The organism is Mesorhizobium sp. CA5 (assembly GCF_020165105.1).
Classification (GTDB): domain Bacteria; phylum Pseudomonadota; class Alphaproteobacteria; order Rhizobiales; family Rhizobiaceae; genus Mesorhizobium.
This window is the reverse complement of record NZ_JAIUHJ010000023.1, coordinates 69,553-95,985: the sequence shown is the minus strand read 5'-3', so window position 1 is coordinate 95,985 and position 26,433 is coordinate 69,553. Positions and strand designations below refer to the sequence as shown.

The following is a 26,433-nucleotide window of genomic DNA, read 5'->3' as shown; positions in this document are numbered from 1 at the left end:
CTACCCCGTCGATCGGGGGAGAGGTGGCTCGGCGAAGCCGAGACGGAGTGGGGGTCGACCAGCGCTACATAAGACAACACATGCGCCAAGCTGCCATGCACCCTATCGCCAAACCGGCGCTTACTGGTCGCCGTTGTTGCCCTTGGTCAAGATATCGTCGGCGAGCGAGATCGCGGTCCGGCGATCGGCCTCGCCGGCCGCGGCGAAAGCCTCTTCCTGCATGTTGCGGATCCAGGGCTGGTCGGCCGCCGGAGCCCGCGCCAGCGCCGCGGTCATCATCGCCAGGCCGCGCACGACCTTGCCGCTCTGGAACAGTAGATTGCCGAGCGTCGCCTGCGCGCCGGCATGGCCCTTCTCGGCCGCGAGCTGCAGCCAGCGGCCTGCCTGCTTGACGCTGGCCTTCACGCCGCCCTCGCCCTTGAGGAACATCTGGCCGATCTCAAACTGGGCGTTTGGATTGCGGTAGTTGGCGGCGGCGCGCATATAATATTCCTGCGCCGCGACGTCGTTTTCCTCGACCGGGGTGCCGGGAATGCCCTTGCGAAGATAATCGCCGAGCGCCACCAGCGCGTCCGACACATAGCTTTCTTCCGGCGAGCCGGGCTCGACATCCTGATCGACGATTTCCGAGAAGAACTTGAAAGCGGCGTAATCGTCGCGCGTCACGCCGTCGCCTTCGGCATACATGCGCGCAAGCTTCCAAGTGGCGCCGATCTGGCCGTTCTCGGCGGCATATTTATAGGCTTCGACCGCCTGATCCTTATGGCCGCTCTTGTAGGCGGAGAACCCGAACTGGAACACCGCCCAGGGGCTCGACTGCGGCTTCACGCCGGTCTTGTCGTCGAACACCTTGTCGTCGAAGGCCATGGCCTGCCCGACGGCGCCCAAGGTCGCCAGAGCGACCAGTGCCGAAAAGACAGACGACCTCAACACCTCAGATGTCCGCATAGCAGTGCGTTTCTTTGGCGGCGCCCGGATGGGTCACCGCGCCGTCGCGGGCCGACCCGACGGCCTGCGCATATTTCCAGATCGCGCCGGACTGATAGTCGGTCTTGCGCGCCTTCCAACTCTTTGCCCGGGTCGCCAGTTCGGCATCCGACAGGGCCACCTCGATCGTGCCTTTCACGGCGTCGATCGAGATCACGTCGCCATCCCGGATCAGCCCGATCGGCCCGCCGACCGCCGCCTCGGGCCCGACATGGCCGATGCAGAAGCCGCGCGTGGCGCCGGAGAAGCGCCCGTCGGTGATCAGCGCCACCTTGCCGCCCATGCCCTGGCCGTAGAGCGCCGCCGTCGTCGACAGCATCTCGCGCATGCCCGGACCGCCGCGCGGCCCCTCGTAGCGAATGACGAGAACCTCGCCTTCCCGGTAGTTGCGCTGCGTGACCGCCTCGAAGCACTCTTCTTCCGAATCGAAGCAGCGCGCCGGACCGGAGAATTTCAGTTCCGACATGCCCGCGACCTTCACGATCGCGCCTTCGGGGGCAAGGTTGCCCTTCAAGCCCACAACGCCGCCTGTCTTGGTGATTGGCCGATTGGCGGGACGCACAACATCCTGGCTTTCATTCCAGGAAACGTGCTCCATATTTTCGGCCAAAGTGCGGCCAGTGACCGTCAAGCAGTCGCCATGCAGATAGCCGTGGTCGAGCAGCGTCTTCATCAGAAGCGGAATGCCGCCGGCCTCGAACATATCCTTGGCGACATATTTGCCGCCCGGCTTGAGGTCGGCGATATAGGGCGTCTTCTCGAAGATCGCCGCCACGTCGAACAGGTCGAACTTGATGCCGGCCTCGTGCGCGATCGCCGGCAGGTGCAGCGCCGCGTTGGTCGAGCCGCCGGTGGCCGACACCACGGTCGCCGCGTTCTCCAGCGCCTTGCGCGTGACGATGTCGCGCGGCCGGATGTTCCTGGCGATCAGCTCCATGACCTTTTCGCCGGAGGCGAAATTGAAGCGGTCGCGCATCTCGTATGGGGCCGGCGCGCCGCAGGAATAGGGCAGCGCAAGGCCGATCGCCTCGGCAACGGTCGCCATGGTGTTGGCGGTGAACTGGGCGCCGCAGGAACCGGCAGAAGGACAGGCCGCCTGCTCGATCTCGAGCAATTCGGCGTCGCTGATCGATCCGACCGAATGCTGGCCGACCGCCTCGAACACGTCCTGCACGGTGATCTGCCGGCCGCGATAGCTGCCGGGCAGGATCGAGCCGCCATAGATGAAGATCGACGGCACGTTGAGGCGCACCATCGCCATCATCATGCCGGGCAGCGACTTGTCGCAGCCGGCGAGCCCGACCAGCGCATCGTAGCAATGGCCGCGCATGGTGAGCTCGACCGAATCGGCGATGACCTCGCGCGACACCAGCGACGACTTCATGCCCTGGTGACCCATGGCGATGCCGTCGGTGACGGTGATGGTGCAGAACTCGCGCGGCGTGCCGTTGGCGGCCGCAACGCCCTTCTTGACCACCTGCGCCTGGCGCATCAGCGAGATGTTGCAGGGGGCAGCCTCGTTCCAGCAGCTGGCGACGCCGACCAGCGGCTGCGCGATCTCGGCCGCCGACAGGCCCATGGCATAGAGATAGGAACGATGCGGCGCCCGCGCCGGACCTTCGGTCACGTAGCGGCTGGGCAGCTTGGCCTTGGAGATTGCCTTGGCGTCCATCATCGTCCTTGCCGCACACCCCGCGGCCGGTCCCATCGCCGCGCCAACCTGGCACGCATCCCGGGACATATCTCGGGTGCTCCGGGTTTATGGCGGGAAATGGGCAGTTCCCCTCTCTCTGACTTCTACAGCAGGGGTTGTTCATAAACTGTTGCTGAAACGTCACAATCCTATCGGGGGGCCGGTGGTGCAGCGGATCTGCAACAGCGTGCGGGAGGGCGAAGCCATAGTGGCATTCACGCAATGAAAAAGGCCGGACATTGCCCGGCCTTTTTTATTGCATTTTCAGCAACTTAGAACTTGATCTTGATTCCGCCCGAAATCGCCGTGACCAGATCGTTACCGACGTCATATGTAGCGTCTTCGCCTGCGGTATAGCCATTCTCGTCGGTGAGTGTTCCAGAGTGGCCGCTGGTCATGACGCCGATAGCACCAGCCAAGCGTAGCTCGATGTTTGGCCGAGGCGTATAGGCGACGCCGCCGCCGAGCGTCCAGGTATCGGTTTGGACACCATAGCCATGTGAGGTGCCGCGATCCCAAGTGAGCTGACCAGCGGCACTCCATTGATCATTGAACTTGTGGCCGATACCGCCGGAAACGGTCCACCCGTCACGATACATCAGGTCAAGCGAAGTCGGTCTGACAGCCGGGTTCGTCACGCCGCTGTTACATGCCGCACCGAGCGCCTTCGATTGATCGGTACAAATCGGGACGATCTGGAGAACGCTCCAATTCACCCATTTGACCGAACCGAAAGCGAGCCAACCGGGCGCGATACCCGACTGCAGTTTGAACTCAAGCGTGTCCGGCATGGACTGGGTTGGAGCGTAGATCGGGGTGGAGACGACGCCCCCGATGTCCAAGGTGCCAGAAATGTTGTCGAGCTTCACCTGCGAGTTGTAAACAAGGCTAGCGCGCAAAGCGATGTCCGGGATTTCATACGCGATACCCGCGCGCCACCCCCAACCGCTACTGTCAAGATCGACACGCCCGACCATGGGGCCAAGCCCGATGTCCGTCAGACCTTCCTTGAAGCCATAGACCTTCTGGTAGAACACACCGCCGAGGAAGCGAAGCTGGCCCTTGCCCGCATCCATCTTGTAGGAGCAGGTCGCCGCATAATTGTCGCTCTTGATGTCGGTTTCGATGTTTGAAACCGCTCCGTTCCAAGTGCTGCCCGGGGCTGTATGTGCGCCCCACGGCTGCGAGTAGTCGAACATGCAGTCGACGCCTTGGACGACCTGGGCTTTGACGCCGATGCGCGGCACCCAATAAGGCTCCGCTCCATCGGCCGTAGAGCTAAAGCCCGGGCCCAGCGGAGCACCGCCTGGACCAAGTGCATTTTTGTACTTGCGATCCGGCATCACATATGTGGCTTCCGCTTCCGTCGCGACCGGCGCCGGATCGAACAGCAGATCGATGTCGTAGCCGCCGCGTTCGAGGCCGCCGGCATGCGCGGGATGCATCGCGCCGCCCATCAAAGCGATCGAAAAGCACCCTGCCCCCAGCAGCGCTTTGACTCGCAAAATGTTCATGGAAATCCCTCCCCAAAATACAAGTGGCTCAAGCTAGAACCAATTCGGGTTAATGACGCAACAACGATTTCAGGGGCTGTACATGTACATCTTGACAGCACCTATTTTTGCCATGGTCATCGACGCCGCAATCGGCGCCTAAGTCGCGCGAACCGGCCTCAAAAGATCGAAAAATCCGGGGAAACTGCCAAAAACGGGGCAAAAACAGCCGGTTTTGGGTCTGACGGCCCTCATTGTTACATTATGGCAACAATGGGGCGCAAACTTTCCGTTTACGTCAAAATTAACGTAGCGGCAGCCGCATTTTCGAGGCAGCTAACGTACCGGAAAGCGCCTTCGGAGCGGCGGCGAATCTTGCCGTTCAGCCGGCGTCGCGGACCCTGGTCAAAGCCACCGAAAGCTTCTCCTGCGCCTCGCGATATTCGGCAAGTTTCTCGCGCTCGGCCTCGACCACTTCTTCCGGCGCGTTGGCGACGAACTTTTCGTTCGAAAGCTTCTTGTGCAGGCGGGCGATCTCCTCGGTCACCTTGGCCAGTTCCTTCTGCAGCCGCGTGGCCTCGGCCTGGAGGTCGATCAGGCTGCCGAGCGGCAGGCTTACCGTCGCCTCGTTGATCACGATCTGCGCCGAACCTTGCGGCGGCGCATCGGCGAGCGCGATATCGCCGACACGCGCCAGCCGCTTGATCGCCTGCGCGTGGCGCTCCAGCCGCTCCTGCGTCAGCGTGTTGGCGCCGATCACCGTGAGCGGCGCGATTGCCGCCGGCGGCACATTCATCTCCGAGCGCACCGAGCGGACGCCCGAGACGAGATCGACCAGCCAGTTGATGTCGGCGGCGGCCTCCTCATCCTCGAAATCGGGCGACGGCCATGCGGCGTGGCAAAGCAGCGACGAGCGCTCCTTGCCCTCGCCCGCGGTCTGCGCCCAAAGCTCCTCGGTCATGAACGGCATCATCGGATGCAGGAGCTTGTAGATTTCGTCCAGCACGAAGGCGACGCAGGCCCGGCTCTCGGCCTTGGCAGCCTCGTCCGTGCCCATGAAAACCGGCTTCAACAGTTCCAGGTACCAGTCACAGAACAGGTTCCAGACGAAACGGTAGGCAGCACCCGCCGCTTCGTTGAAACGATAGCTGGTGATGCCTTCGGTGACCGCGCGCGCCGCCCGCGTCAGCTCGGTCAGGATCCAGCGATTGACCGGCAGCTTGGCGTCGTTCAGCCAGAACTCGTCGTTGCGCGCGACGTCGTTCATCTCGGCGAAGCGCGTCGCGTTCCACAGCTTGGTGCCGAAATTGCGGTAGCCGGCGATGCGCGCCGGATCGAGCTTCACGTCGCGGCCTTGCGCCGCCATGACGGTCAGCGTGAAGCGCAGCGCATCGGCGCCATATTCGTCGATCAGGTCGAGCGGATCGATGACGTTGCCTTTCGACTTCGACATCTTCTGCCCGTTCTTGTCGCGCACCAGCGCGTGTACATAGACGGTGTGGAACGGCTCCTCGTCCATGAAGTGCAGGCCCATCATCATCATGCGGGCGACCCAGAAGAAGATGATGTCGAAGCCGGTCACCAGCACGTCGGTCTGGTAATAGGTCTTGAGCTCCGGCGTCTGGTCGGGCCAGCCGAGCGTCGAGAACGGCCACAGCGCCGACGAGAACCAGGTGTCGAGCACGTCCTCGTCGCGGGTCAGGATCTCGCCGGGCTGGAAGTTCTCGAGCTTGTCCTCGACCCAGGCCTTCCACGGTCCTTCCAGCGCCAGGTAATATTCGATTGCCGCAGCGAGCGCCTCTTCCTCGGTCTTCTCGACGAAGACGTGCCCGTCCGGTCCGTACCAAGCCGGGATCTGGTGACCCCACCAGAGCTGGCGCGATATGCACCAGGGCTGGATGTTCTCCATCCAGTCGAAATAGGTCTTTTCCCAATTCTTCGGCACGAAGTTGGTTCGGCCCTCGCGCACTGAAGCGATCGCCGGCTTGGCGAGCTCGGCGGCGTTCACGTACCACTGATCGGTCAGGAACGGCTCGATCGGTACGCCGCCGCGGTCGCCATGCGGCACGCTATGACGATGGGCCTCGATCTTGTCGAGGAAGCCGCCGGCCTCCATCAGCTCGACGATCTTCTTGCGCGCCGTGAAGCGATCGAGCCCATCCAGCTCGTCCCATACCGCCTGGCGCTCCGGCGTGACCTCTAGGCCGGCCAGGAAGTCCTCATTGTCCTTCAGCTTGATGGCCGCTTCGACCGTCAGGATGTTGATCGCCGGCAGCTTGTGGCGCTTGCCGACCTCGAAGTCGTTGAAATCATGCGCCGGCGTGATCTTGACCGCGCCGGAGCCTTTTTCCGGATCGGAATACTCGTCGGCGACGATCGGTATCTTGCGGCCGACGATCGGCAGCACGACGTTGTGGCCGACCAGACCGGAGAAGCGCTCGTCATCGGGATGCACGGCCACGGCCGTGTCGCCGAGCATCGTCTCGGGACGCGTCGTGGCGACCGTGATGAAGGTCTTCGGGTTCTCAGGGTCGAACGCCTCGCCGTCGATCGGATAGCGGAAGTGCCAGAGATTGCCGTTCACCTCGTGCTGCTCGACCTCGAGGTCGGAAATGGCGGTGAGCAGCTTCGGGTCCCAGTTCACAAGGCGCTTGTCCTTGTAGATAAGGCCTTCCTTGTAGAGGGTGACGAAGACTTCGAGCACGGCCTTGGACAGCCCTTCGTCCATGGTGAAGCGTTCGCGCGACCAGTCGGCCGAGGCGCCGAGCCGCTTCAGCTGGTTGAAGATCGCGCCGCCGGATTCGGCCTTCCACTCCCAAACCTTCTCGATGAACTCTTCGCGCGTCAGATCGCGGCGGTGGATCTGCTTTTCCATGAGCTGACGCTCGACCACCATCTGCGTGGCGATGCCGGCGTGATCCATGCCGGGCTGCCAGAGCACGTTCTTGCCGCGCATGCGCTCGAAGCGCACCAGAATGTCCTGCAGCGTGTTGTTGAGCGCATGGCCCATATGCAGCGAGCCGGTGACGTTCGGCGGCGGGATGACGATGGTGAAGGCTTCGGCCCCTTCCTCCGCGCCGGCGCCGGCCCGGAAGGCGTCTGCCTCTTCCCAGATTTTGGCGATCTTCGGCTCGACGGCTTTGGCGTCGTAGGTCTTATCAAGCATGGAGGAGGTCCGAACTGTCGGGAACAAGCGTCCGGTGTAAATCGGAAGGTCTTGGCCGAGTCAACCGCGAGAGCAGCGATCGCTTCCACAGATAGGTCTGCCGCGGCCAGCGGCAATGCCGGCTAAGCCAGGACAGACGCGTTCATCCAGGCACCTTAAACAAAAGCGCCGCCCCAAGGCGGCGCTTGTCAGCCTGCATGTTGCGGCGGTTACTGCGCCCCGCGCGCCACGCGCTCGATCTCCTCGCGTACCAGCCTTTCGACCAGCGTCGGCAGGTTGTTGTCGAGCCAATCCTGCAGCATCGGCCGCAGCATCTCCTCGGCCATGTCGTCGAAGCTTTTCTTGCCGCGGCTGGCAAAAGCATCGGAAAGCTCGCCAAAGGCTGCTGCGACCTGCCGGCCCGTACGCTCGGAAAGGATCGCGGGCCGGGCCGGCTGCGCCTCCGGTTCGGAGGCCCGGGAGCCGCCGGCTTGCGCGGAAGCTTCCGCCGCCGACCGGACCTCTTCCTTTTCGGCCTCGACCTTCTCGATCTCGACCCGCGGCGCGGCTTCCGGCGCCCGGGCGGTCGGCTTCGCGGTGACCGTGCTGCCGCCCGCCGCGGCGATTTCCCGCCGCCAATCGGTGACGATGGTCTCCGCGGTCTGCGGCGCGTTTGCCGCGGCGGGCTTGCTGGCCGCCGGCGACACACTCGGCTGAGCAGCGCTGCGGGCCCCGAGCTCCGACAAGGTCGTCGGCGTGGATGTCGCCCTGACCGGCTCGTGGCGAGCCTCGGCACGCGCCGACGCGGGATCGGTCGCCGCAAGCTGGGCCTGGACCTCCGCCAGCGTCGGCGGCTTGCGGACGTCGGCATGCAATTCGGAACGAAAGGCATCCACCTCGACAGCCGGCACGCCAGCCGCGGCCGGCTCTAAATCCTGGCGCAGTTCGCCGGCCTCGGCCGGTTGCTTGCGCCCGGTGTCGCTGTCTTCGATGATCCTTCGGATGGAAGCCAGTATCTCTTCCATGGAAGGTTCGCGCTGCGCGCTGCTTGCCGTCGCCATCGTCACATCCGCCGCCCTAGTGACCTGTCCAAGAACTTGACCTGTTCCAGAACCGACCGTTCAAGAACTTGACCCGCCCAAGAATTCCGTCCTGCCCGGGCCGGAATTCGAATCAATGGAAACAGCGTAACCGACCGATCGTCATCCGAGAATCCCCAATCTGGGGACACGTTGGATTTCAACAGATTAGGCGGCACGCAGCCCGATGAGCCTCCCGGAAAGACAAACGCCGCGCGTCCATCGGACACGCGGCGCTCGCAGGAAGCATGCTGTCGGCAATCAGCGCCCGTCGGGCGTGCGCAGTCCGATCCACTTGTCCTTGACGGCGTTGTAGTGCTCTTCCGGCCGGTATTTGGCGACTGCCAGGCCAAGACGGTCGACCGACAGCCGGCCCATCGCCGACAGGATGGCATAGCTCGCCACCACCACGTCGCGCTCGGAACTGGCCTGGTTGATCTTGGCAGTGATGACCGCGTTCTGCGCGTTCAACACGTCCAGCGTCGTGCGCTGGCCGACATTGCGCTCCTCGATGACGCCGTTGAGCGCCAGTTGCGCGGCATCGATCACCTGCCTGTTGGCATCCACGCTCTGGCGCGCGGCGACATATTGCGTCCAGGCCGAGACCACGGCCTGGCGCACCTGGTCGCGGCTGACATCGACCTGGATGCGCGCCTCGCCCAGTGATTCCTTGCTCTGCCGCACCAGCGCCGAGGTCCGGCCACCCGAATAAATCGGAATGGTGAGCGAAGCGCCGATATTGGCCGATGTCGAACTACCGTTAGGACTGGTGATGGAACTGGGAACGGTGTGGGTGTAGTTGTCCGAAACGCCGGCGGAAGCCGTAAGCTGCGGCAGCAGCGCGCCTTCCGACGACTTCACCGCAAAAGCCGCGGCATCGACGAGGTGCTGTGTGGCAAGAATGGCGGGATGTTCGGCGGAAGCGATGGCCAAGGCGGAATCGACGCTACCCGGCAGCAGCTTGCCAAGCGGCGAGGCTGCCTTGAGCTTGCCCGGCTCGTCGCCGACGATCTGGTGATAGGTGGCGGCGCTCGCCAGCGCCGTCGCGCGGGCGGCGCTCAGCTGCGCCACGGCCGTCGCACGCGAGGCATCGGCCTGGGCCACGTCGGTGCGGGTGCCCTCGCCGACCTCGAAGCGCGAGCGGGCGGCGCGCGCCTGCTCGGTCAGGAACTGCAGGTTTTGCTCGGTCAACGCCGCGACCTGGCGGTCGCGAATCACGTCCATATAGGCGCTCGCCGCATTGAACAGGATATTCTCTTCGGTGTTGCGCAGGCTTTCGACCGAAGCCTTCACCTGCGATTCGGCGGCGGCGACATTGTTCTTGGTCTGAAACCCGTCGAACAGCGTCTGGTTGATCTGCACTCCGAAGCTGCCCGTCGTTAATCTCCGGCTGGTGCCAAAGCCATGTATGTTGGTGTAGTCGATGTTAGCCGAACCGGTGACGGTCGGGCGCCAGCCCGACTTGGCGATGGCCACGCCCTCATCGGTGACGCGAACGCCGGCGCGGGCCGCGTTGAGCTGCGAATTGTACTGATAGGCTTTGGCGAGCGCGCCCGTGATGGTTTCGGCGGAGGCGGCCAGCGGCGAAAGCGCGGTGGCCGAAACAAGGATAGCTACTAAAATACTCTTGCGTAGAGGCGGCACGTTATATCCCTCATTCGTTTTGCATGGGAACCACGCCACGCCAACCTATCCTTACGGATCGGCCAGCGCCGCGTTGTTTATCGTTCCCCCGCTGACGGCCTCCCAAAAACACCCGGTTAACCAAATCAGCAACGATTGTCAGGCGCAAGCGATCATGACAGCGCCTTCGCTGCAAGGCAAAAACGCTCAGAATTCAAATGCGTGAGCACGTTCGAAGCCCGGTAGTGGCTTAATTGCCGCATTAAAGGCACGCCTTCCGGTTACAACCCCCCCTGCCTTGACAAACAGCCGGGCCACGCCAGAGTTGCCACGCCCTTCGACCGCAACCAGGCGTCCATCTTCCGCGAGCTGGTCAAGCAATGCCTGCGGCACTTCCTCGACGCTGCCGCCAATGAAGATGACATTGTAGGGCCCTTTGGCGGCCTGCCCTTGCGGCAGCGGCCCGGTAACGACCGTGACGTTTTGGCAGCCAAGGCTGGAAAGTGTTGATTTCGCGGCCTCCGCCAGCGCTGCATCGCTCTCCAGCGCTACGACGGAACGCGCGAGCCTGGACAGCAACGCGGCGGAATAGCCGGTGCCGCAACCGACATCGAGCACCGAATCGCTCGCGTCGATCTCGGCCAGCTGCAAAAGCTTGGCGAGCGGCGACGGCTCCATCAGGTAGCGTGCGCCGCTGCCGTCAGCGCCGTCGGAAATGCGGATGTCTTCGTCGATATAGGCCAGATCCTGCTGTCCGGCGCCGACAAAGGCCTCGCGCGGAACGCTCAGCATCGCTTCGATGAGCGGCGCGCTGGTCACGTCTGTGGTGCGGATCTGGCCGTCGACCATTTTCACGCGGCGTTCGGAGAAATCAGCGTTCATGTCCCAACAATCCGCTCCCCGCGCCAGGCGCGCGGCCAAAACTTCAACCGGAACCCCGCTCCGGCGCGATTGCGCTGGAGCCCGCAAGCATCTGGAGGCCTCGCCCGGAATCGAACCGGGGTGCAAGGATTTGCAGTCCTCTGCGTAACCACTCCGCCACGAGGCCTCGCAATGCTCCCGGCGTTCCGAGCGAACTCATTATGTTGGCGCTCAAAGGTCGTCAAGCGCTCGCGCGTCATTCCCGGCGCTTTCGCATCGAGCGCCAAAGTGGTGATTACCAATCGGTTTCATGGGTCCGGAATCACTGCGGCGGAGGCCGCCCGTGCTCTCAGTCGGGCCGCCGCCGGCGTTCCCACCAGACGACGAAACGCCGCCGGTGGCGTCGGATCATGGCGAATTCATAGGATAGAACCAGGAGACCGAGCGGAATCATCCAGAAACCGAGAATCGGCAGAAAGCCCAGAAGCCCGCCGAGCGTAAGCAGCATGCCGATCGCGATTCGCCAGCCGCGCGAGCGCGGCATGGTGAACTCGCGGCCGAAGATCGAAATCTTCCGCGCTGGGGCGTTGTCATCATCCGCTGCGGTCATTCAAGCCAGATCCCATCTGCTGCCTAAGCCATATCAAGACGACAACCGGCCGCCTTGTTCCGCGCCGGTGTGAAGCCCTTCATATGTGGGCGCGCCGGACGATGGCACAAATAGCCGCATCAAAAACTGGAGAAAAATTGCGAAATGCTTCTTTGCAAAGCCGAAAGGTGTTTGCTATAGGCTGCGCCACTCACGTCAGAGCCTCCGTTCCCCGGTAGCTCAGTGGTAGAGCAACCGGCTGTTAACCGGTTGGTCGCTGGTTCGAATCCGGCCCGGGGAGCCAAGTTCCACTCGGAACGCCTTGTATCTCGACGTTTTCAAAGCCCGGCCTTTCCCAGCGGTCCACATTCCGGCACGCTCGAGGTTCAACCTCAAGGTAATGTCCGTCAAGCGCATCCACGACTGTGCCGAAACCGTCTGATTGTTGTCTGTTTCCAGATGCTGGCGATGCAGAATTGAGGGCAGGCGCCCGCCAAAAAAACCCGCCGCCCCATGGCAAGGCAGCGGGTTTTAAACGGCGGCCGCATCCATGCGGGATCGACCGCCTCAACCCGTCACCCGAGCGCATGGCGATTATTCGCTAGCGGGACAACGGTGTAACGGGCTCATAGAGGGGAGGCTTCAGCCTCCCATCTTCTTGGCCATCGCGCAGAAGTCCGCGTGCGCCTTGTTGATGGTTGCGTCGCCGCAGTCTTTCAAAATCGCTGTACGCTCATCCGGCTTCATGGCCATCCAGGCAGTCTTGAAATCCGCCTCGGTTCTCAATGTTTTCATGCCAGCGTCGGTGAAGAACGGCGACATCTTGGCCGGGTCATCGAGCGCGGACGTCCCGGTACTACTACCGGCCATCGCGGCACTACCCATCATTGCGAGCGCAACTGCGCTCATGCAGAGCATCTTGATTTTCATTTGAATATCCTCCGGTTAGGTCCCAATGAAATGTGACCGTGACGAAAGAACGCGCAGTCATTCGAGACGTTCCCACGCGTTGCAAACAACCAAGGCGGTTGCGCCCGAATTACAGTGACGGTGCAGCCTCACATTGCTCCAGGAGCGCTGGCTCTGATCATTAGCCACCGTAATTCCGCCAATCTGAAGCCTGGCATCTCGATTGCTCACCAATTGAACAACGCAGACAACGACGTTAGGCCCAACGGAATGGGGCATTCAGTCCAAATTGCTGGTCTTCACGCGGCCAAATAACCTCGTGAAGGAAAGGCAGGGGCAAATGGCCTGGAAACGAGCGATTGCTGTCAAAGACTGGTCTTGCGCCATGAGTGACGAGATTGGCCGCGTGGTCTTGGCCATAAACTCGACCGAAGGTGAAACGACCTACGTTCTGATGACAACCTTCCAGGCGGCGAAAATGGCTCAGGAGCTGCGGTCGCCGAAGATGGTCCCCCGATACGACATGTAGCCAGGCCAGCGGGGTTCCTAACGCATGATTGTTGAATTCGCAGGTCCGGCTGGGTCAGGGAAAACGACATTTGCGCATGCGCTTTATGAACAGTTGCGGGCTCACGGACACCCTGCACGGATCGTTCTCACTGACCGGCGGGTTGTTCACCGATCCATGCTGGACCCCGGCGGCATTGTCACTGCGATGTGTCGAGTCGCTCGCGCGGCTGCACGCTCGATTGGCATGGCCTGTCGCCCATCCGCTAATGCCGTCGACTTCAGAATTCGCGCAAACCTGGTGCAGACACTGCCTCCCAGAAACGTGATCTGGCGCATCAGGCTAAGTCAATACGTTCTCCGCCTTGCCCGCGCATGGCGCCAATCTGCCGCCAGCGAGGAAATTCTTATTTTCGACGAAGCCTTCGTTCAGGCGGTTTCAATGCTCGCCTGCTTCAGTGGAACAGCAGATGAGACGTGCCTTGCACATGCGCTGGATTTCATCCCGGAGTCGGACGTGGTGATTAGAATCGACGCCTGCGAGCAACTTCTCATCGAGCGGCTTGACCGGAGACAGAAGAGCCACACCTTTGCCGAGCGTTTGTTCGAAACCGGATTGGACAAAAGGCTTCAGTCGGCCACCGTCGTGGCGCGCGTATGCGGCTTGCTGACGGAGCGCGGCCGGTCGATCATTGACGTCGACGCCAACAATCAACGTGCACTAACGCTGGCGATCGATAAAATCGAAGAGGAAATCTTGGCGAGGTACAAACGCGGCTTGCACTCAGCAGCCTATCCGCCAATCCCGCTGGATTGATTGGCGGCCTACAACGGACTTCCAGTCACTGTCGGCGAAGACGGCTGCAGCCGCCAAACGTCTACACCCGCATGGGCAGTTCGGTCACCGTAGTTCCAGGAACAGCCGTCGGGACTTATTGGAAGGCGGGGTCTTGGTTCACACTGGCCGGCTAGGCATCCTCCATTTGTATGGCAAGAATCTTGGGTCGGACTGATAGGCTCGATCTCAGCCGGAGCGTTGCGAGCCTTGCTGGTCAGGCCCGGCCTGACTGGTTCTACCCCGCCAGCCTTGCCGGGCCGCTTCGCCGAGGTGACGACCCGCTGTCGTCGCCGGCTAGGCCTCGTCCTCTTCGATCCCATTGCTGTCCCGATCGCCACGGACCTTGTTCCGATCCCAGTCGTTGTTTTGTCGGGCGGCAGCATCTCGGATTTCGCATTGCTTATCCTTGCGCGGCTTGGGACCGGGCAGATCGCGCGATGATTTGGGGTCGATTGAGCTTATCCCTGCGGTCGAACGCCAAGGGCAGGCGGGCCCGAATATCCTGTTATGGGATGCAGCCGCCCGACTTGTAAGCGTTCGCCGCTGCTTGCCAGGGCCGGCGGCGCCGGCGCGAGGCTAGCAAGCCAGGTGGCTTGGCAGCGCGGCGGTTCGCCGTCGATATCCGTCGTCGCCTTCATTCAACAGTTCCAGCAGCGCGGTACAATCGATCAGATCGTGAAACTGGGCGCTTGGGTCAAGCCGAAGGCAGGAGCCGTAAGATCGCAGGCTTCGCAGCCCCTGCATTTTTTGCAGCCTCGCCCGACGTTCCGCTTCTCCCGGCAATGGCAAAGTTGAGCTTTTGTTCTTTTCCATCGGAGACTGCATGAGCAGCCCCTCCCTGAGGTTTCGGTCGCAGCAACGATCCTATAACTCGCGCAGCAACGCTGCCATCATCTATTTGCAGGCCAACGCCTCCGGCGGGACTGAGGAGAACCCGGCATCCGGCGACAGGAACCTTTGCGGAAAACACCCGTTGACCCTGCTGCGAGAGGGGTCGACGATATCTGGGGTCCGTTGCCTTGGACGCAAAAACTGACAGAAAAGAGCGCAAAACCGCTCCCGCCGAAGAATCGCGTGCTCAGCCGCGGTCCGATCGGCAGCAACGCCCGCCGGGCGACGACAAGCGCGTCGAAGACAGACCCGTAGAAGACAAGCGCGACGACGAGCAGGCGCAAGACAGGCAGGCGAATGACGGTTCGTCCGACGGCAACAAGCCCGGCCTCATCAGACGCCATCCCTATATAGCGGCGATCGTCGCCATCCTAATCCTGTTGGTCATCGCGGCCGTAGTCATCTGGTGGATCAACGCTCGGCACTATGAATGGACCGACGACGCCTTCATCGACGCGCGAACGGTAACGGTCGGCGCGGAAATTGCCGGGCGCATCACCGACGTTGCCGTGACCGACAACCAGCCGGTCGAGGCCGGCGCCGTGCTTCTGCGCATCGACGACAGCGACTACCAGGCCTCGCTCAAACAGGCACAAGCCGGCGTGGCGGCGGCGCAGGCCGAGATCGCCAACGTCCAGGCCCAGACCCAGGCGCAGAACGCCAAGATCGATGTCGCCGGAAAGCAGGTGGCCCAGGCGCAGGCCGCGTTCGAATTCGCCAAATCCGAGGACCAGCGCAACCGCGAGCTGCTCGTCAAGGGCACGGCGACGCAACAACAGGCACAGCAGGCCGCTTCGACCTTGCGCCAGGACCAGGCAGCGCTCGATGCCGCCAACGCCAATGCCGAGGCGGCGAAAAGCCAGGTTGCGGTTCTGCAGGCACAAGGCAAGAGCGCCGAGGCCAAGCTTCGGCAGGCTGAAGCCACCGAGGATCAGGCCAGGACCACTCTCGCCCGCACGATGATCACGGCGCCCGTGGCGGGCCACGCCACCAACATCACGGTGGCGAAAGGCACCTATGCGCAGCCCGGCCAGGTGCTGATGATGTTCGTGCCCAAGGACGTCTGGGTGAAAGCGAATTTCAAGGAGACGCAGCTCGACCTGATGCGGCCGGGCCAGCCCGTCGACATCGCCATCGACGCCTATCCGGAAAAGACCTTCCATGGTCATGTCGACAGCGTCCAGGCCGGCAGCGGCACGGCGTTCAGCCTGCTCCCGGCCGAAAACGCCACCGGCAATTTCGTCAAGGTGGTGCAGCGCGTGCCGGTCAAGATCATCTTCGACCAGCCGCCCGGCGTCTATCTCGGTCCCGGCATGTCTGTGGTGCCGACGGTCAAGGTCAGATGAGCGATGCCGCAACAGTCCAGGGCGACCAAAGCCGGTCGGCGGCCGGCGGGCGTAATCCCTGGCTCATCGCGATCGTCGTCTCGATCGCCACCTTCATGCTGGTGCTCGACACCTCGATCGCCAATGTCGCGCTGCGCAACATTGCCGGCAGCCTGGCCGCCGGCATGGATGAAAGCACATGGGTGATCACCACCTATCTCGTCGCCAACTCCGTCATCATCCCGGTCAGCGGCTGGCTCGCCAGCGTCATCGGCCGCAAGCGCTATTACATGATCTGCGTGGCCACGTTCACGCTCGCATCGCTGCTGTGCGGGCTGGCCCCCAATCTGCCGACGCTGATCGCCTTCCGCATCCTGCAGGGACTCGGCGGCGGCGGCATGGCGCCGAGCGAGCAGTCGATCCTCGCCGACACTTTTCCGCCGGAGAAGCGCTCCCAGGCTTTTGCCCTCTATGGCATTGCGGTCATCGTTGCGCCAACGGTCGGCCCGACCATCGGCGGCTGGCTGACGGACAATTTTTCGTGGCACTGGATCTTCTTCATCAATGTGCCGTTCGGCATCATGTCGCTGGCGCTCGTGCAATGGCTGGTCATCGAGCCCGACATTCTCGAGCGCGAGCGCCGCGAGCGGCTGAGCAAGGGGCTGAAGGTCGACTGGATCGGCTTCATCCTGGTGGCGATGGCGCTCGGTTGCCTTGAAGTCTTTCTCGATGAGGGCCAGCGCAACGACTGGTTCGCCTCGACCTTCATCACCATCTTCGCCGTGATCTCGGCGGTGTCGTTCCTGCTGCTTGTTCCTTGGGAGTGGACGAGGCGCGACCCGATCGTCGATATCCGCCTGCTTTTCAGCCGTCAGTTCGGCATGTCGTTCCTGGTCATGATGGCGGTGGGCGCGGTGCTCTTCAGCACCACCCAGCTTTTGCCGCAGCTGCAGCAGACGACCTTCGACTACACCGCCACCCTATCCGGCCTGTCGATGATGCCGGGCGGCATCGCCATGCTGATGCTGATGCCGATTTCGGGCTTTGCCGCCGGTATCGTTCAGCCGCGCTATCTCATCATGCTGGGCATGTCGGTGGTCGCGGTCGCGCTCTGGCACACGACTTCGCTGACGCCCGATGCCAGCTTCGGTTTCTTCGCCTATGCGCGCGTCTATATGATGATCGGCCTGCCGTTCCTGTTCATCCCGATCTCGACCGCCGCCTATGTCGGTCTACCGCCGCAGAAGACCGATCAGGCGTCCTCGCTGATCAATGTCGCGCGCAACCTCGGCGGCAGCATCGGCGTGTCGCTGTCCAACACGGTGATTGCCCAGAACGCCCAGCTCCATCAGTCGGTGCTGGTCAGCCACACTGCACAATCGAGCGACACCTATCAGCAGACGCTTCGCCAGATAACCGACCATTTCGTCGCCGAAGGCTCACCGCTGGCCGAGGCCAGGCAACAGGCCGTGGGTTGGATCGGCCAGGAGATCGGCCGCCAGGCTTCGCTGCTCGCCTATGTCGATGTCTTCTTCTATTGCGCGGTAGCGACGGCGCTGCTCGTGCCGCTCGCCCTGCTGTTGCGGCCGCCGAAGTCCGGGACAGCCAAACGGCAGGACAGCCCCGCTGTGTGACAGAGCCGCTTGCAAAAGGATGCTTGTGCGTCAATGTCGGGCGATGGTGCGGCAATTTGGAGGGGACTATGCGCAACATCACAATACCGGCACTGCTGGCGATAGCCGCCGTCTACGCGACTGCGGCCAACGCTTTGGACAGCGGCAACACGCCGGTCGTGGTGACGCCGCTGGCGGCGAAGACGACGACCGCATCGGGCCAGCCGATCACGCTGCCGCAAAAGAATGTCGAGGTTCAAGTCTCGTCATACCAGATAGCCCCCGGCGCTACCCTGCCGGTGCACAAGCACCCCTTCCCGCGCTATGCCTATGTCGAGCAAGGCACGCTCAGGGTCGCCAATGTCGAGACCGGTGCCGCCAACACCTACAAGACCGGCGACTTCATCGTCGAGATGATCGGCCAGTGGCACCAGGCCACCAATATCGGCACCGATCCGGTGAAGCTGCTGGTGATCGATCAGGTCGAGCAAGGCGCCAAGAACACGATCCTGAAACAATAGCCGGCGAGAGGCCCGCTTCAGAGCGGGCGCCCTCCTTCCACCTTATCTCCAGGCGCCCACGGGTTGCCGCGTGGTGGCGTTCAGGCGGTTGAACGCATTGATCAGCGCGATCTGGATCACCAGGGCGGCGAGCGCCTTGTCGTCATAGTGACGCGCGGCCTCGTCCCAGACGTCGTCCGGCACCGCGTCGGAGCGGTCGGCCATGCGCGTCGCGGCTTCGGCAAGCGCAAGCGCCGCGCGTTCGGCTGCGGTGAAATAAGGCGTCTCCCGCCATGCCGACACGGCGAAGATCCGCTCGTCCTTCTCGCCGGCCTTCTTCAATTCACGCGCATGCATGTCGACGCAGACGGCACAGGCATTGATCTGGCTGGCACGCAGATGAACGAGCTTGCGCGTCACATAAGGCAAGCCGCCGGCTTCGGTCGACTTGTCGAGCGCCAGCAGCGCCTGCAGCGCGCCGGGAATGAGCATCACCGGGTTCTTCAATCTTGCTTCCATCGTCGGTCTCCTTCAGACGTTTTTCTGCGAGCCCTGGATGCAGACGCATCAGGGGACTTGCACCACATGCCGGCGCAAATGTCGGGATCAGCCCGGCCGGGCGGCAACCTGCTCAAGCCGCTCCAGGATGCGCGGCCAACCGCTTCCCATGCCTTTGTAGCCAGGCTCGTCCTGCGGCCTGAAGCCGGATTGCTCCATCCGTACCCGGGTGGCATCGCCTTCTGGCGTCAACGACCATGTCACCACCGTCTTCAGGCCACTGTCGGACTCGCTTCCGTCGCCCCAGCTGTAGGCGAGCAGCCTTGGCGGTTCGACCCTCAGCACCACACAGTTCGTCACGCCCGACCAGCCGGGCACGGGCTTTGCGCGAAAGGTGAAGCGATGGCCTTCGACCGGCGCGAAGTCGTTCTCCATCAGCCATTCGGCAACGAGATGCGGAAACGTCAGCGCACGCCAAACCTTGTCGGCGCCGTGTGGAATGAGCCGCTCGACAACGATCGATTTGGTTTCATCCTTCGTCGGATCTTTGGCGATATCGTCCATGGCATCCTCCTTGTCCAATTGTTCCAACAATTTCTGCAAAGCCGCGAGACAGCGCTTCCAGTGACGGCTGGCGCGTCGATAGCTCTGCGCATCCCGCGGTCTGAAGCCCGATTGTTCCACGCGCAGATGGGTGCCGGTTTCGGTCGGCGTCAGCGTCCAGGTGACGACAGTACCCAGGCCGGTCTTTGTGCGATCCTCTTCACCATCTCCAGGCGGCACGCCGTCCTTCCCATTACATCAATAACTCACCAGCTATGGGTCATCTATAACCTGACAGTTATGAATGTCAACGGCATTCTGCACCAAGCCCCGATAATCACCGCCGGACCCTGGATCGATCGTTGCGGCTTTCGCGGCAATCGCCGCGATGCTAGGGCTGGCGATCTGTTGAAATATGGATGGACATTGGTGACCCACGCCCGACTCCCCCTGATCGAAATTTGCGTCGAAGGCATTGACGGGCTGCTCGCCGCGCAGGCCGCCGGCGCCGACCGGGTCGAGCTCTGCGCCAGCCTGATCGAAGGCGGCATCACACCGAGCCTGGGCACGGTGCGCGCCGCGCTCGAAAGCGCGACCATTCCCTTCCATGTCATCGTGCGCCCGCGCGGCGGCGACTTCCTCTACAGCGAGGCCGAATACCGCTCGATGCTCACCGATGTCGAAGCGCTGCGCGAGCTCGGCGTGGCCGGGGTCGTCGTCGGATGCCTGACCGCCGACGGCGCCATCGACGAGGCGCGCATGAGCGCATTGGTTGAGGCCGCCGGCCCGCTCAACGTCACCTGCCACCGCGCCTTCGACATGACGCGCGATCCGGCCGAGGCGCTCGAAGCCTTGATCCGCTGCAAGGTCGGCCGCGTGCTGACCAGCGGCCAACGCGACACGGCGGTCGAAGGCGTCGGGCTTCTGGCGGAACTCGTTCGCCAGGCCGGCTCGCGCATAATCATACTCGGCTGTGGCGCACTCGCCCCCGACACGATTGGCGAGGTCCGCAGGCGTACGGGACTGACCGAGATGCATTTTGCAGCACTTGCGGACGTGCCGAGCGCCATGCGCTACCGCAACCCGAATGTCGGCATGGGCGGCACCGACCTCGACCGCGAATACCGCAACACGGTGACCGATCAAGCCAAGGTGGCTGCGACGATCGCGGCCGCGAGAGCTTGATGGCGCAAGTGATGAGCAAGGAATTGTTGCCGATCGAACGCGTCTCACCCGCCGACGAGCCCGCGATCCTCGCGCTCAACAACCAGCATGCGGCGGAGCTGTCCTGGCTCGAGCCGGAACGGCTTTCCTTCCTGCTCGGCGAGGCTTTCTACACCCGCCGGATCGGCGCGCTCGAAGCCTTCATCCTATGCTTCGACCAAGACGCAAGCTACGACAGTCCGAACTTCCTCTGGTTCCGCGAGCGCTATACGCGCTTTGTCTATGTCGACCGTGTGGTGGTTGCGGCCGGGGCGCGCGGCCGTGGCCACGCCCGACGACTTTACGAGGATCTGTTCGAGCATGCCCGGCGCGCCGGCCAAGCAATCGTCACCTGCGAGGTCAACGCTGATCCGCCCAATCCGGCTTCCGACGCCTTCCACGCAGCGCTCGGCTTCGCCGAAGTCGGCGATGCGGTGATCCACGGCGGCAAGAAGTCGGTGCGCTATTGGGCGAAGCCCGTCGCCTGAAGGAGAGCCTGCGTAGTGTCTCACGCGGGCAATGGCGGCTGGCGTTTCGCAGACGCTTTGGTCGATGGACGATCTGTGCGAGAAGATGGAAGCCATTGCGCCTAAGCCAGGAAAGCGTGGTCCCTATCAGAAGCAGGAACAGCGAGTTTCATGAAAGCGGAGTATAAGGGTCATAGGATTGTGGACGCCGATAAACTCGCGTTCGATCTCTCTACATGGCGTCCGTCCGATCCAACTGATTTTTCGGTCACCATTGATTTCTACGCGGGAGAAGAGGGCAAAGAAGGGTCGGATGCTTTCACGGCCACGGTGTGTTCGCCGACATGGTTTCTTCGGTCCCACACAGAAGCGGTATTTTCTGGTGAAAGCGTGATTTTCATGCGGACGTTCGATCACCTTCAACTGGAAAAATTTCTCGTCGCTCGATGTGCTTCGGCTAAGGGCAATAGCTGGAATGAGATAGCCTTTGAGCTTTCGCGGGTCGGGCTATGGGAATTCGAATACAAGCTCTGAATTTCAAACTGAGACACTACCAGAGCCTGAGCCCGCTGGTCAGCAAAACAAGCAACAGCTAATATAGCCGCTCCGCTGTTTGGGGACGACATCATGGCGAGCAATGTCTTCCGCTTCGACGAGAGCTGGGACATCCCGGAAGGCACCCCGCAGGAAGTGTGGGACGTGCTGTCGGACGCGCAGCTTCTGCCGCTCTGGTGGGGCGATGCCTATAAGGAGGTCGAGCCGCTCGACAGGAAGGGCAAGGGCGTCGTCGGTGCGCGCGCCAAAGCGAGAGCGCGGGGCGCCCTGCCCTATGAGCTGAACTTCATCATCGAGGCGGCCGAGCTCGACTCCGGCCGGCTGGTGGTGGTGAAGACCTTCGGCGATTTCGACGGCTTGTGGCGGGCGGAGCTGTCGCCGTCCGGAGGAGGCACCCATGTCGATCTTACCTGGCAGGTCACGGTCGAGCGGCCGCTCCTCAAGCTGCTGGCGCCGATTCTGAGACCAGCCTTCGCCTGGAATCATCGCTGGACCACGCCGCGCGGCGAAGCCGGGCTTCGCCGCTATCTCGCCGCGCAGAAGGCGGCCACGCCAGGCTGAGAGCGCTCACCAATTGCGGTTGAGCCACCCGCGCGCGGGCTTTTCAACGATGTAGTAGCTCGCGAGCGCGCAGGCGAACGCGGCCGCCAGCATCGGGATTGTCGCGCTGCCGCGCTCATCGACGAATTTGTAGAAAGGCTGCTGCCACAGATAAAGCGAATAGGACCAGAGCCCCAGCATCACCATCGGCCGCGACGACAACGGCCCCGTCAGGTAGCCCCCCGCCAAGTCGAGCGTGTTGACGGCGAGCGCCAGCAGCGGCACGCCGACAAGATAGTGGATCGTGGTCGGCACCGGATCGAGGAACAGCAACACGCCGCCAACCGCCGCCGCAAGCGCCACATGCTGGTTTTGCAGGAAAGCCGGCAGCCGCCCGTCGGCCTTGAGCAGGCAGATCGCGGCCGATAGCAGGATCGAGGCGATATGCACGTCCGTGCGCCAGTAGGTAGTCTCGTAGCCCATGCCGAGAACCCCGTACGAAATGGCGCCGTTGGCCATCGCCAGCAGCGCCAGCACCACCAGCAGCCGCACGACATTCGCCCGACCGGTAACCACCACGCTGATCAGCGCCAAAAGGATATAGGAATGCTCCTCGACGCAGAGCGACCAGATGTGGTCGAGCGCGCCGGCGCGGGTGATCAGGACGCCGGCGTAATTGTAGGTGAAGGTCAGCGCCGTCAGCGCCGCTTTCCACTTGAAGGCGATGAAGGTTCCGGTCAGGCCGATCATGGCGGCAATCACGAAGATTAGCAGCGCTGGATAGATGCGCGAGAAGCGGCGCTTGAAGAATTTCTTCAGCGGAAAGCGCTCGATGAACAGGATTTCACCCATCAGCCGGCCGCTCAGCACGAAGAAGAACTCGACGCCGAGCACGCCGAGATTGAGCCCTGGGACCGGAAAGAAATGGCCGACCAGCACCATGGCGATCGACAGGCCTCGCCAACCGTCGAGATAGGCCAGTCTTGCCCTGGCTTCCCTGTCGGTCGCGGCCCGCGGCAGGACAACGGCTGCGGAGATGTCGGTCATACCGTGCCTTCGCGACTCGAGGTCCGCATGCGAGACATTGCCCGCAGCCTGGACCATCTGGTATTCCCGCCGGATTCATTTTGCAGTGCGGGATAACTTTGTGCAAGTGCGAAGCCGCAATTCGACAGGCGTTTGCGCCTAAACCATTGCCGCGGCGAAAGAAAAAGGGGCCGCGAGGCCCCTTCTTTCATGCATGGCGTCGCCGTTCAGGCGTTGGCTGCGGCCACGGCGCGCTTGGCCATCACCGCGATCAAATTGGCGCGGTAATCGGCGGAAGCATGGATATCGCTCATCAGCCCCTTTGCCGACACTTTGAGGTCGCCGAGCGCCGCGACATCGAAATTCTTCGCCAGCGCTGCCTCGATTTCCTTGGAGCGGAAGACGCCGTCCTCGCCGGCGCCTGTCACTGCCGCCCTCACCCCGTCCTTGCCCTTGGTCACGAACACGCCGACGATGGCGTAGCGCGAAGCCGGGTTGCGGAATTTCTGGTAGGCCGCCTTGGCGGGAGCGGTAAAGCTCACCGCCGTGACGATCTCGCCGTCCTTCAGCGCTGTCTCGAACAGGCCCTTGAAGAATTTGTCCGCCACGATCTCGCGCTTGTTGGTGACGATCGTCGCGCCCAGCGCCAGCAATGCCGCCGGATAGTCGGCCGCCGGATCGTTGTTGGCGATCGAGCCGCCGATCGTGCCCTTGTAACGCACCGCCGGGTCGCCGATCAGCGATGCCATATGTGCAAGCGCCGGGCAGGCCTTCCTCAGCTTCTCGTCGGTGGAGACGTCGTAATGCGTCGTCGCGGCACCTATGGTCACGGTCTTGCCGGACACCTTGACGCCCTGCAGGTCCTTCAGCCGCGAGACGTCGACGAGGTCCGACGGTGCCGCGAGCCGCGTCTTCATCGCCGGGATCAGCGTCATGCCGCCGGAGAGCAGCTTGGCGTCGCCGTTCTTCAGCAGCCTTGCGGCGTCGGCGACGGAGGAAGCGCGATGGTAGTTGACGGAATACATGTCTCTTTTCTCCCTTCGGGGAAAAGCGAATAGGGAGTAGCGAATAGCGAGTAGGATTACTTATTCGCCGCATCGCTCTCCTCTTCCCTGTTCGCTACTCCCTATTCGCTATTCGCTTTTCAATGCTTCGCCCGAATGGCCGACCACACCGTGGCGGGCGACGCCGGCATGGCGATGTCGACGACGCCGAGCGCATCGGTGATGGCGTTGATGACCGCCGGCGGCGAACCGATGGCGCCGGCCTCGCCGCAGCCTTTGACGCCGAGCGGATTGCCCGGGCACGGTGTGTTCGAGGTCGAGACCTTGAAGGACGGCAGGTCGGCCGCACGCGGCATGGTGTAGTCCATGTAGCTTGCCGTCAGGAGTTGGCCGCTGGCGTCGTAATGCGCGCCTTCCAGCAACGCCTGGCCGACGCCCTGGGCGATGCCGCCATGCACCTGCCCTTCGACGATCATCGGATTGATGATGTTGCCGAAATCGTCGGCCGCGACGAACTGGATGATCTCCGTCATACCGGTTTCCGGATCGATCTCGACCTCGCAGATGTAGCAGCCAGCCGGGAAGGTGAAGTTGGACGGATCGTAGAAGGCCGTCTCCTTTAGCCCTGGCTCCATGCCCGCCGGCAAATTGTGGGCGGTGTAGGAGGCAAGCGCCACCTGGAACCAGGGCAGGCTCTTGTCGGTGCCCGCGACCTTGACCTCGCCATTCTCGATGACGATGTCGCCCTCGTCAGCCTCCAGCAGATGCGCGGCGATCTTCTTGGCCTTGGCCTCGACCTTGTCGAGCGCCTTGACGATGGCCGACATGCCGACGGCGCCGGAACGCGAGCCGTAAGTGCCCATGCCCATCTGCACCTTGTCGGTGTCGCCATGCACGATCGAGACGGAGTCGATCGGCACGCCGAAGCGCTGGGTGACCAGTTGCGCGAATGTCGTCTCATGGCCCTGGCCATGGCTGTGCGAGCCGGTGAGCACCTCGATCGTGCCGGCGGCATTGACGCGCACCTCCGCCGATTCCCAGAGGCCGACGCCGGCGCCGAGCGAGCCGACCGCCGATGACGGCGCCAGGCCGCAGGCCTCGATATAGCAGCTCATGCCGATGCCGCGCAGCTTGCCCTGGTTGGCGGCGTCGGCGCGACGCTTGGTGAAGCCGGCATAGTCGGCGGCTTTCATCGCCCCATCGAGCGAAGCGTTATAATCGCCGGCGTCATAGTTCATGATCACCGGCGTCTGGTGCGGGAAGGACGTGATGAAGTTGCGGCGTCGGAGTTCCGCCGGCGACACGCCAAGCTCGCGCGCCGCGGTCTCCATCGTGCGCTCGAGCACATAGGTGGCCTCCGGCCGCCCAGCTCCGCGATAGGCATCGACAGGCGCCGTGTTGGTGTAGACGGCGCGCACATTGGCGTGGATCGCCGGGATGTCGTACTGGCCCGACAGCAGCGTCGCGTAGAGATAGGTCGGCACGCAGGACGAGAACAGCGACATGTAGGCGCCGAGATTGGCTATCGTATCGACCTTGAGAGCGGTGATGCGGTTGTCCTTGTCGAAGGCCATCTCGACGGTCGAGACATGGTCGCGGCCATGCGTGTCCGACAGGAAGCTCTCGGTGCGGTCGGCGACCCATTTGACCGGAACGCCGGTCTTCTTCGATGCCCACAGGCAGACGATCTCTTCCGGATAGATGTAGATCTTGGAGCCGAAGCCGCCGCCGACATCCGGCGCTATCACGCGCAGCTTGTTTTCCGGCGCGACATTGTAGAAGGCGCTCATCACCAGTCGCGCGACATGCGGGTTTTGCGACGTCGTCCAGCAGGTATAGTGGTCTTCCGCCTTGTCGTAGTGCCCGAGCGCCGCGCGCGGCTCCATCGCATTCGGCACCAGTCGGTTGTTGACGATCTTCATGCGCGTGACATGGGCCGCGGACTTGATCGCCGCGTCGGTCGCCTTGGCGTCGCCGAGCTCCCAGTCGAAGATCAGATTGTTCTCGGCCTCGGCATGGATCTGCGGCGCGCCGGGTTGGATCGCCTTCGTGGCATCAACCACGGCCTTCAGTTCCTTATAGGTGATCTCGACCGCTTCGGCCGCATCCCGCGCCTGGCCCTTGGTCTCGGCGACGACGACCACCACGGCGTCGCCGACATAGCGCACCTTGTCGACAGCGAGCGGCGACCACGCGCCCATCTTCATCGGCGTGCCGTCCTTGGAATGGATCATCCAGCCGCAGATCAGATTGCCGATGCCGTCGGCCTTGAGCTCCTTGCCCGTCAGGACGCCGATGACGCCCGGCATGGCCTGCGCCTTCTTCACGTCGATCTTCTTGATCTGCGCATGCGCGTGCGGGCTGCGCACGAATACCGCATGCTTCATGCCGGGGACCACCATGTCGTCGACATAGCGGCCGCCGCCGGTGATGAACCTCTTGTCTTCCTTGCGCGCCACGCGGGCGCCGACGCCTTCGATACCCATTGCGGAAATTCCTCCGGAATTTAGGGGAGTAGTGAGTAGCGAATAGTGAGTAGGAAAA

At 62.9% G+C, this 26,433-nt stretch carries 23 protein-coding genes, 2 tRNA genes and 1 pseudogene; 9 read left to right on the top strand and 17 right to left on the bottom strand.

Going from position 1 to position 26,433, the window contains the following annotated elements; genetic code table 11:
• Positions 1-120: 120 nt before the first annotated feature.
• The 9 genes from LB529_RS24770 to LB529_RS24730 all read right to left on the bottom strand — a co-directional run bounded on the left by LB529_RS24770 (position 121) and on the right by LB529_RS24730 (position 11,491).
• Positions 121-948, bottom strand: a complete 828-nt coding sequence (locus tag LB529_RS24770; RefSeq protein ID WP_095765008.1) for a tetratricopeptide repeat protein — start codon at positions 946-948, stop codon at positions 121-123.
• On the bottom strand, positions 935-2,659 hold the full coding sequence (gene ilvD / locus LB529_RS24765; protein WP_224601726.1) for a dihydroxy-acid dehydratase: 1,725 nt from the start codon (positions 2,657-2,659) through the stop codon (positions 935-937). Before ilvD ends, LB529_RS24770 begins: the two co-directional genes overlap by 14 nt.
• 293 nt (positions 2,660-2,952) lie before the next feature.
• Positions 2,953-4,194, bottom strand: coding sequence for an OmpP1/FadL family transporter (locus LB529_RS24760; protein ID WP_224712555.1), 1,242 nt, complete (start codon positions 4,192-4,194; stop codon positions 2,953-2,955).
• Between the two features lie 361 nt (positions 4,195-4,555).
• Positions 4,556-7,339 carry a valine--tRNA ligase gene (locus tag LB529_RS24755; protein WP_224712554.1) on the bottom strand — a complete coding sequence of 928 codons (2,784 nt, stop codon included), beginning with the start codon at positions 7,337-7,339 and terminating at the stop codon, positions 4,556-4,558.
• 209 nt (positions 7,340-7,548) lie between these two features.
• The gene (locus tag LB529_RS24750; protein WP_224712553.1) at positions 7,549-8,379 is read right to left on the bottom strand and encodes a DUF2497 domain-containing protein; all 831 of its coding nucleotides are present in this window, start codon (positions 8,377-8,379) and stop codon (positions 7,549-7,551) included.
• 279 nt (positions 8,380-8,658) lie between these two features.
• The gene (locus tag LB529_RS24745) at positions 8,659-10,041 is read right to left on the bottom strand and encodes a TolC family outer membrane protein (protein WP_095765004.1); all 1,383 of its coding nucleotides are present in this window, start codon (positions 10,039-10,041) and stop codon (positions 8,659-8,661) included.
• A 186-nt stretch (positions 10,042-10,227) separates the two neighbouring features.
• On the bottom strand, positions 10,228-10,902 hold the full coding sequence (locus LB529_RS24740; protein ID WP_224712552.1) for a protein-L-isoaspartate O-methyltransferase family protein: 675 nt from the start codon (positions 10,900-10,902) through the stop codon (positions 10,228-10,230).
• A gap of 92 nt (positions 10,903-10,994) precedes the next feature.
• Positions 10,995-11,068 (bottom strand) — tRNA-Cys (locus LB529_RS24735).
• 162 nt (positions 11,069-11,230) lie between these two features.
• Complete coding sequence (locus LB529_RS24730) at positions 11,231-11,491, bottom strand: hypothetical protein (RefSeq protein ID WP_095765002.1); 261 nt, start codon at positions 11,489-11,491, stop codon at positions 11,231-11,233.
• Between the two features lie 208 nt (positions 11,492-11,699).
• Between LB529_RS24730 and LB529_RS24725 the strand changes: the two genes are divergently transcribed.
• Positions 11,700-11,774, top strand: a tRNA-Asn gene (locus LB529_RS24725).
• 338 nt (positions 11,775-12,112) lie between these two features.
• Here the strand turns inward: LB529_RS24725 and LB529_RS24720 are convergent.
• The gene (locus LB529_RS24720) at positions 12,113-12,400 is read right to left on the bottom strand and encodes a hypothetical protein (protein WP_095765001.1); all 288 of its coding nucleotides are present in this window, start codon (positions 12,398-12,400) and stop codon (positions 12,113-12,115) included.
• A gap of 532 nt (positions 12,401-12,932) precedes the next feature.
• Here LB529_RS24720 and LB529_RS24715 point away from each other — a divergent pair.
• Positions 12,933-13,703, top strand: coding sequence for a hypothetical protein (locus LB529_RS24715; RefSeq protein WP_224712551.1), 771 nt, complete (start codon positions 12,933-12,935; stop codon positions 13,701-13,703).
• Between the two features lie 597 nt (positions 13,704-14,300).
• On the opposite strand, the gene LB529_RS24710 is transcribed toward LB529_RS24715, so the two are convergent.
• On the bottom strand, positions 14,301-14,537 hold the full coding sequence (locus LB529_RS24710) for a hypothetical protein (RefSeq protein WP_224712550.1): 237 nt from the start codon (positions 14,535-14,537) through the stop codon (positions 14,301-14,303).
• A 206-nt stretch (positions 14,538-14,743) separates the two neighbouring features.
• Here LB529_RS24710 and LB529_RS24705 point away from each other — a divergent pair, with 206 nt between their 5' ends.
• From LB529_RS24705 to LB529_RS24695, 3 genes are all read left to right on the top strand, one after another.
• Positions 14,744-15,961, top strand: a complete 1,218-nt coding sequence (locus LB529_RS24705) for an HlyD family secretion protein (protein WP_224712549.1) — start codon at positions 14,744-14,746, stop codon at positions 15,959-15,961.
• Positions 15,958-17,574, top strand: coding sequence for a DHA2 family efflux MFS transporter permease subunit (locus LB529_RS24700; RefSeq protein WP_224712548.1), 1,617 nt, complete (start codon positions 15,958-15,960; stop codon positions 17,572-17,574). The genes LB529_RS24705 and LB529_RS24700 overlap by 4 nt, the downstream gene beginning before the upstream one ends.
• A 68-nt stretch (positions 17,575-17,642) precedes the next feature.
• Positions 17,643-18,074 (top strand): cupin domain-containing protein, encoded by a 432-nt coding sequence (locus tag LB529_RS24695; RefSeq protein ID WP_224712547.1) that lies wholly within the window; start codon positions 17,643-17,645, stop codon positions 18,072-18,074.
• Between the two features lie 42 nt (positions 18,075-18,116).
• On the opposite strand, the gene LB529_RS24690 is transcribed toward LB529_RS24695, so the two are convergent.
• From LB529_RS24690 to LB529_RS24680, 3 genes and pseudogenes are all read right to left on the bottom strand, one after another.
• Positions 18,117-18,572 (bottom strand): carboxymuconolactone decarboxylase family protein, encoded by a 456-nt coding sequence (locus LB529_RS24690; protein ID WP_224712546.1) that lies wholly within the window; start codon positions 18,570-18,572, stop codon positions 18,117-18,119.
• Between the two features lie 87 nt (positions 18,573-18,659).
• Entirely contained in the window at positions 18,660-19,115 is a 456-nt protein-coding gene (locus tag LB529_RS24685) for an SRPBCC family protein (RefSeq protein ID WP_224602259.1), read from the bottom strand.
• A gap of 12 nt (positions 19,116-19,127) precedes the next feature.
• Positions 19,128-19,292 (bottom strand): annotated as a pseudogene (locus LB529_RS24680) (SRPBCC family protein); the annotation flags it as partial.
• Positions 19,293-19,523: 231 nt separating this feature from the next.
• Between LB529_RS24680 and LB529_RS24675 the strand changes: the two are divergent.
• The 4 genes from LB529_RS24675 to LB529_RS24660 all read left to right on the top strand — a co-directional run bounded on the left by LB529_RS24675 (position 19,524) and on the right by LB529_RS24660 (position 21,880).
• Positions 19,524-20,279, top strand: a complete 756-nt coding sequence (locus LB529_RS24675; RefSeq protein WP_224712545.1) for a copper homeostasis protein CutC — start codon at positions 19,524-19,526, stop codon at positions 20,277-20,279.
• 11 nt (positions 20,280-20,290) lie between these two features.
• Entirely contained in the window at positions 20,291-20,785 is a 495-nt protein-coding gene (locus LB529_RS24670; protein WP_140840509.1) for a GNAT family N-acetyltransferase, read from the top strand.
• 150 nt (positions 20,786-20,935) lie between these two features.
• The gene (locus LB529_RS24665) at positions 20,936-21,298 is read left to right on the top strand and encodes an Imm8 family immunity protein (RefSeq protein WP_140840510.1); all 363 of its coding nucleotides are present in this window, start codon (positions 20,936-20,938) and stop codon (positions 21,296-21,298) included.
• Positions 21,299-21,391: 93 nt separating this feature from the next.
• Positions 21,392-21,880 (top strand): SRPBCC family protein, encoded by a 489-nt coding sequence (locus LB529_RS24660; protein WP_140840512.1) that lies wholly within the window; start codon positions 21,392-21,394, stop codon positions 21,878-21,880.
• A gap of 6 nt (positions 21,881-21,886) precedes the next feature.
• On the opposite strand, the gene LB529_RS24655 is transcribed toward LB529_RS24660, so the two are convergent.
• The 3 genes from LB529_RS24655 to LB529_RS24645 form a co-directional block, all read right to left on the bottom strand.
• Positions 21,887-22,906, bottom strand: coding sequence for an acyltransferase family protein (locus tag LB529_RS24655; RefSeq protein ID WP_224712544.1), 1,020 nt, complete (start codon positions 22,904-22,906; stop codon positions 21,887-21,889).
• Positions 22,907-23,112: 206 nt separating this feature from the next.
• Entirely contained in the window at positions 23,113-23,910 is a 798-nt protein-coding gene (locus tag LB529_RS24650; RefSeq protein WP_140840516.1) for an FAD binding domain-containing protein, read from the bottom strand.
• Between the two features lie 119 nt (positions 23,911-24,029).
• Positions 24,030-26,375 carry a xanthine dehydrogenase family protein molybdopterin-binding subunit gene (locus LB529_RS24645; protein WP_224712543.1) on the bottom strand — a complete coding sequence of 782 codons (2,346 nt, stop codon included), beginning with the start codon at positions 26,373-26,375 and terminating at the stop codon, positions 24,030-24,032.
• Positions 26,376-26,433 lie beyond the last annotated feature (58 nt).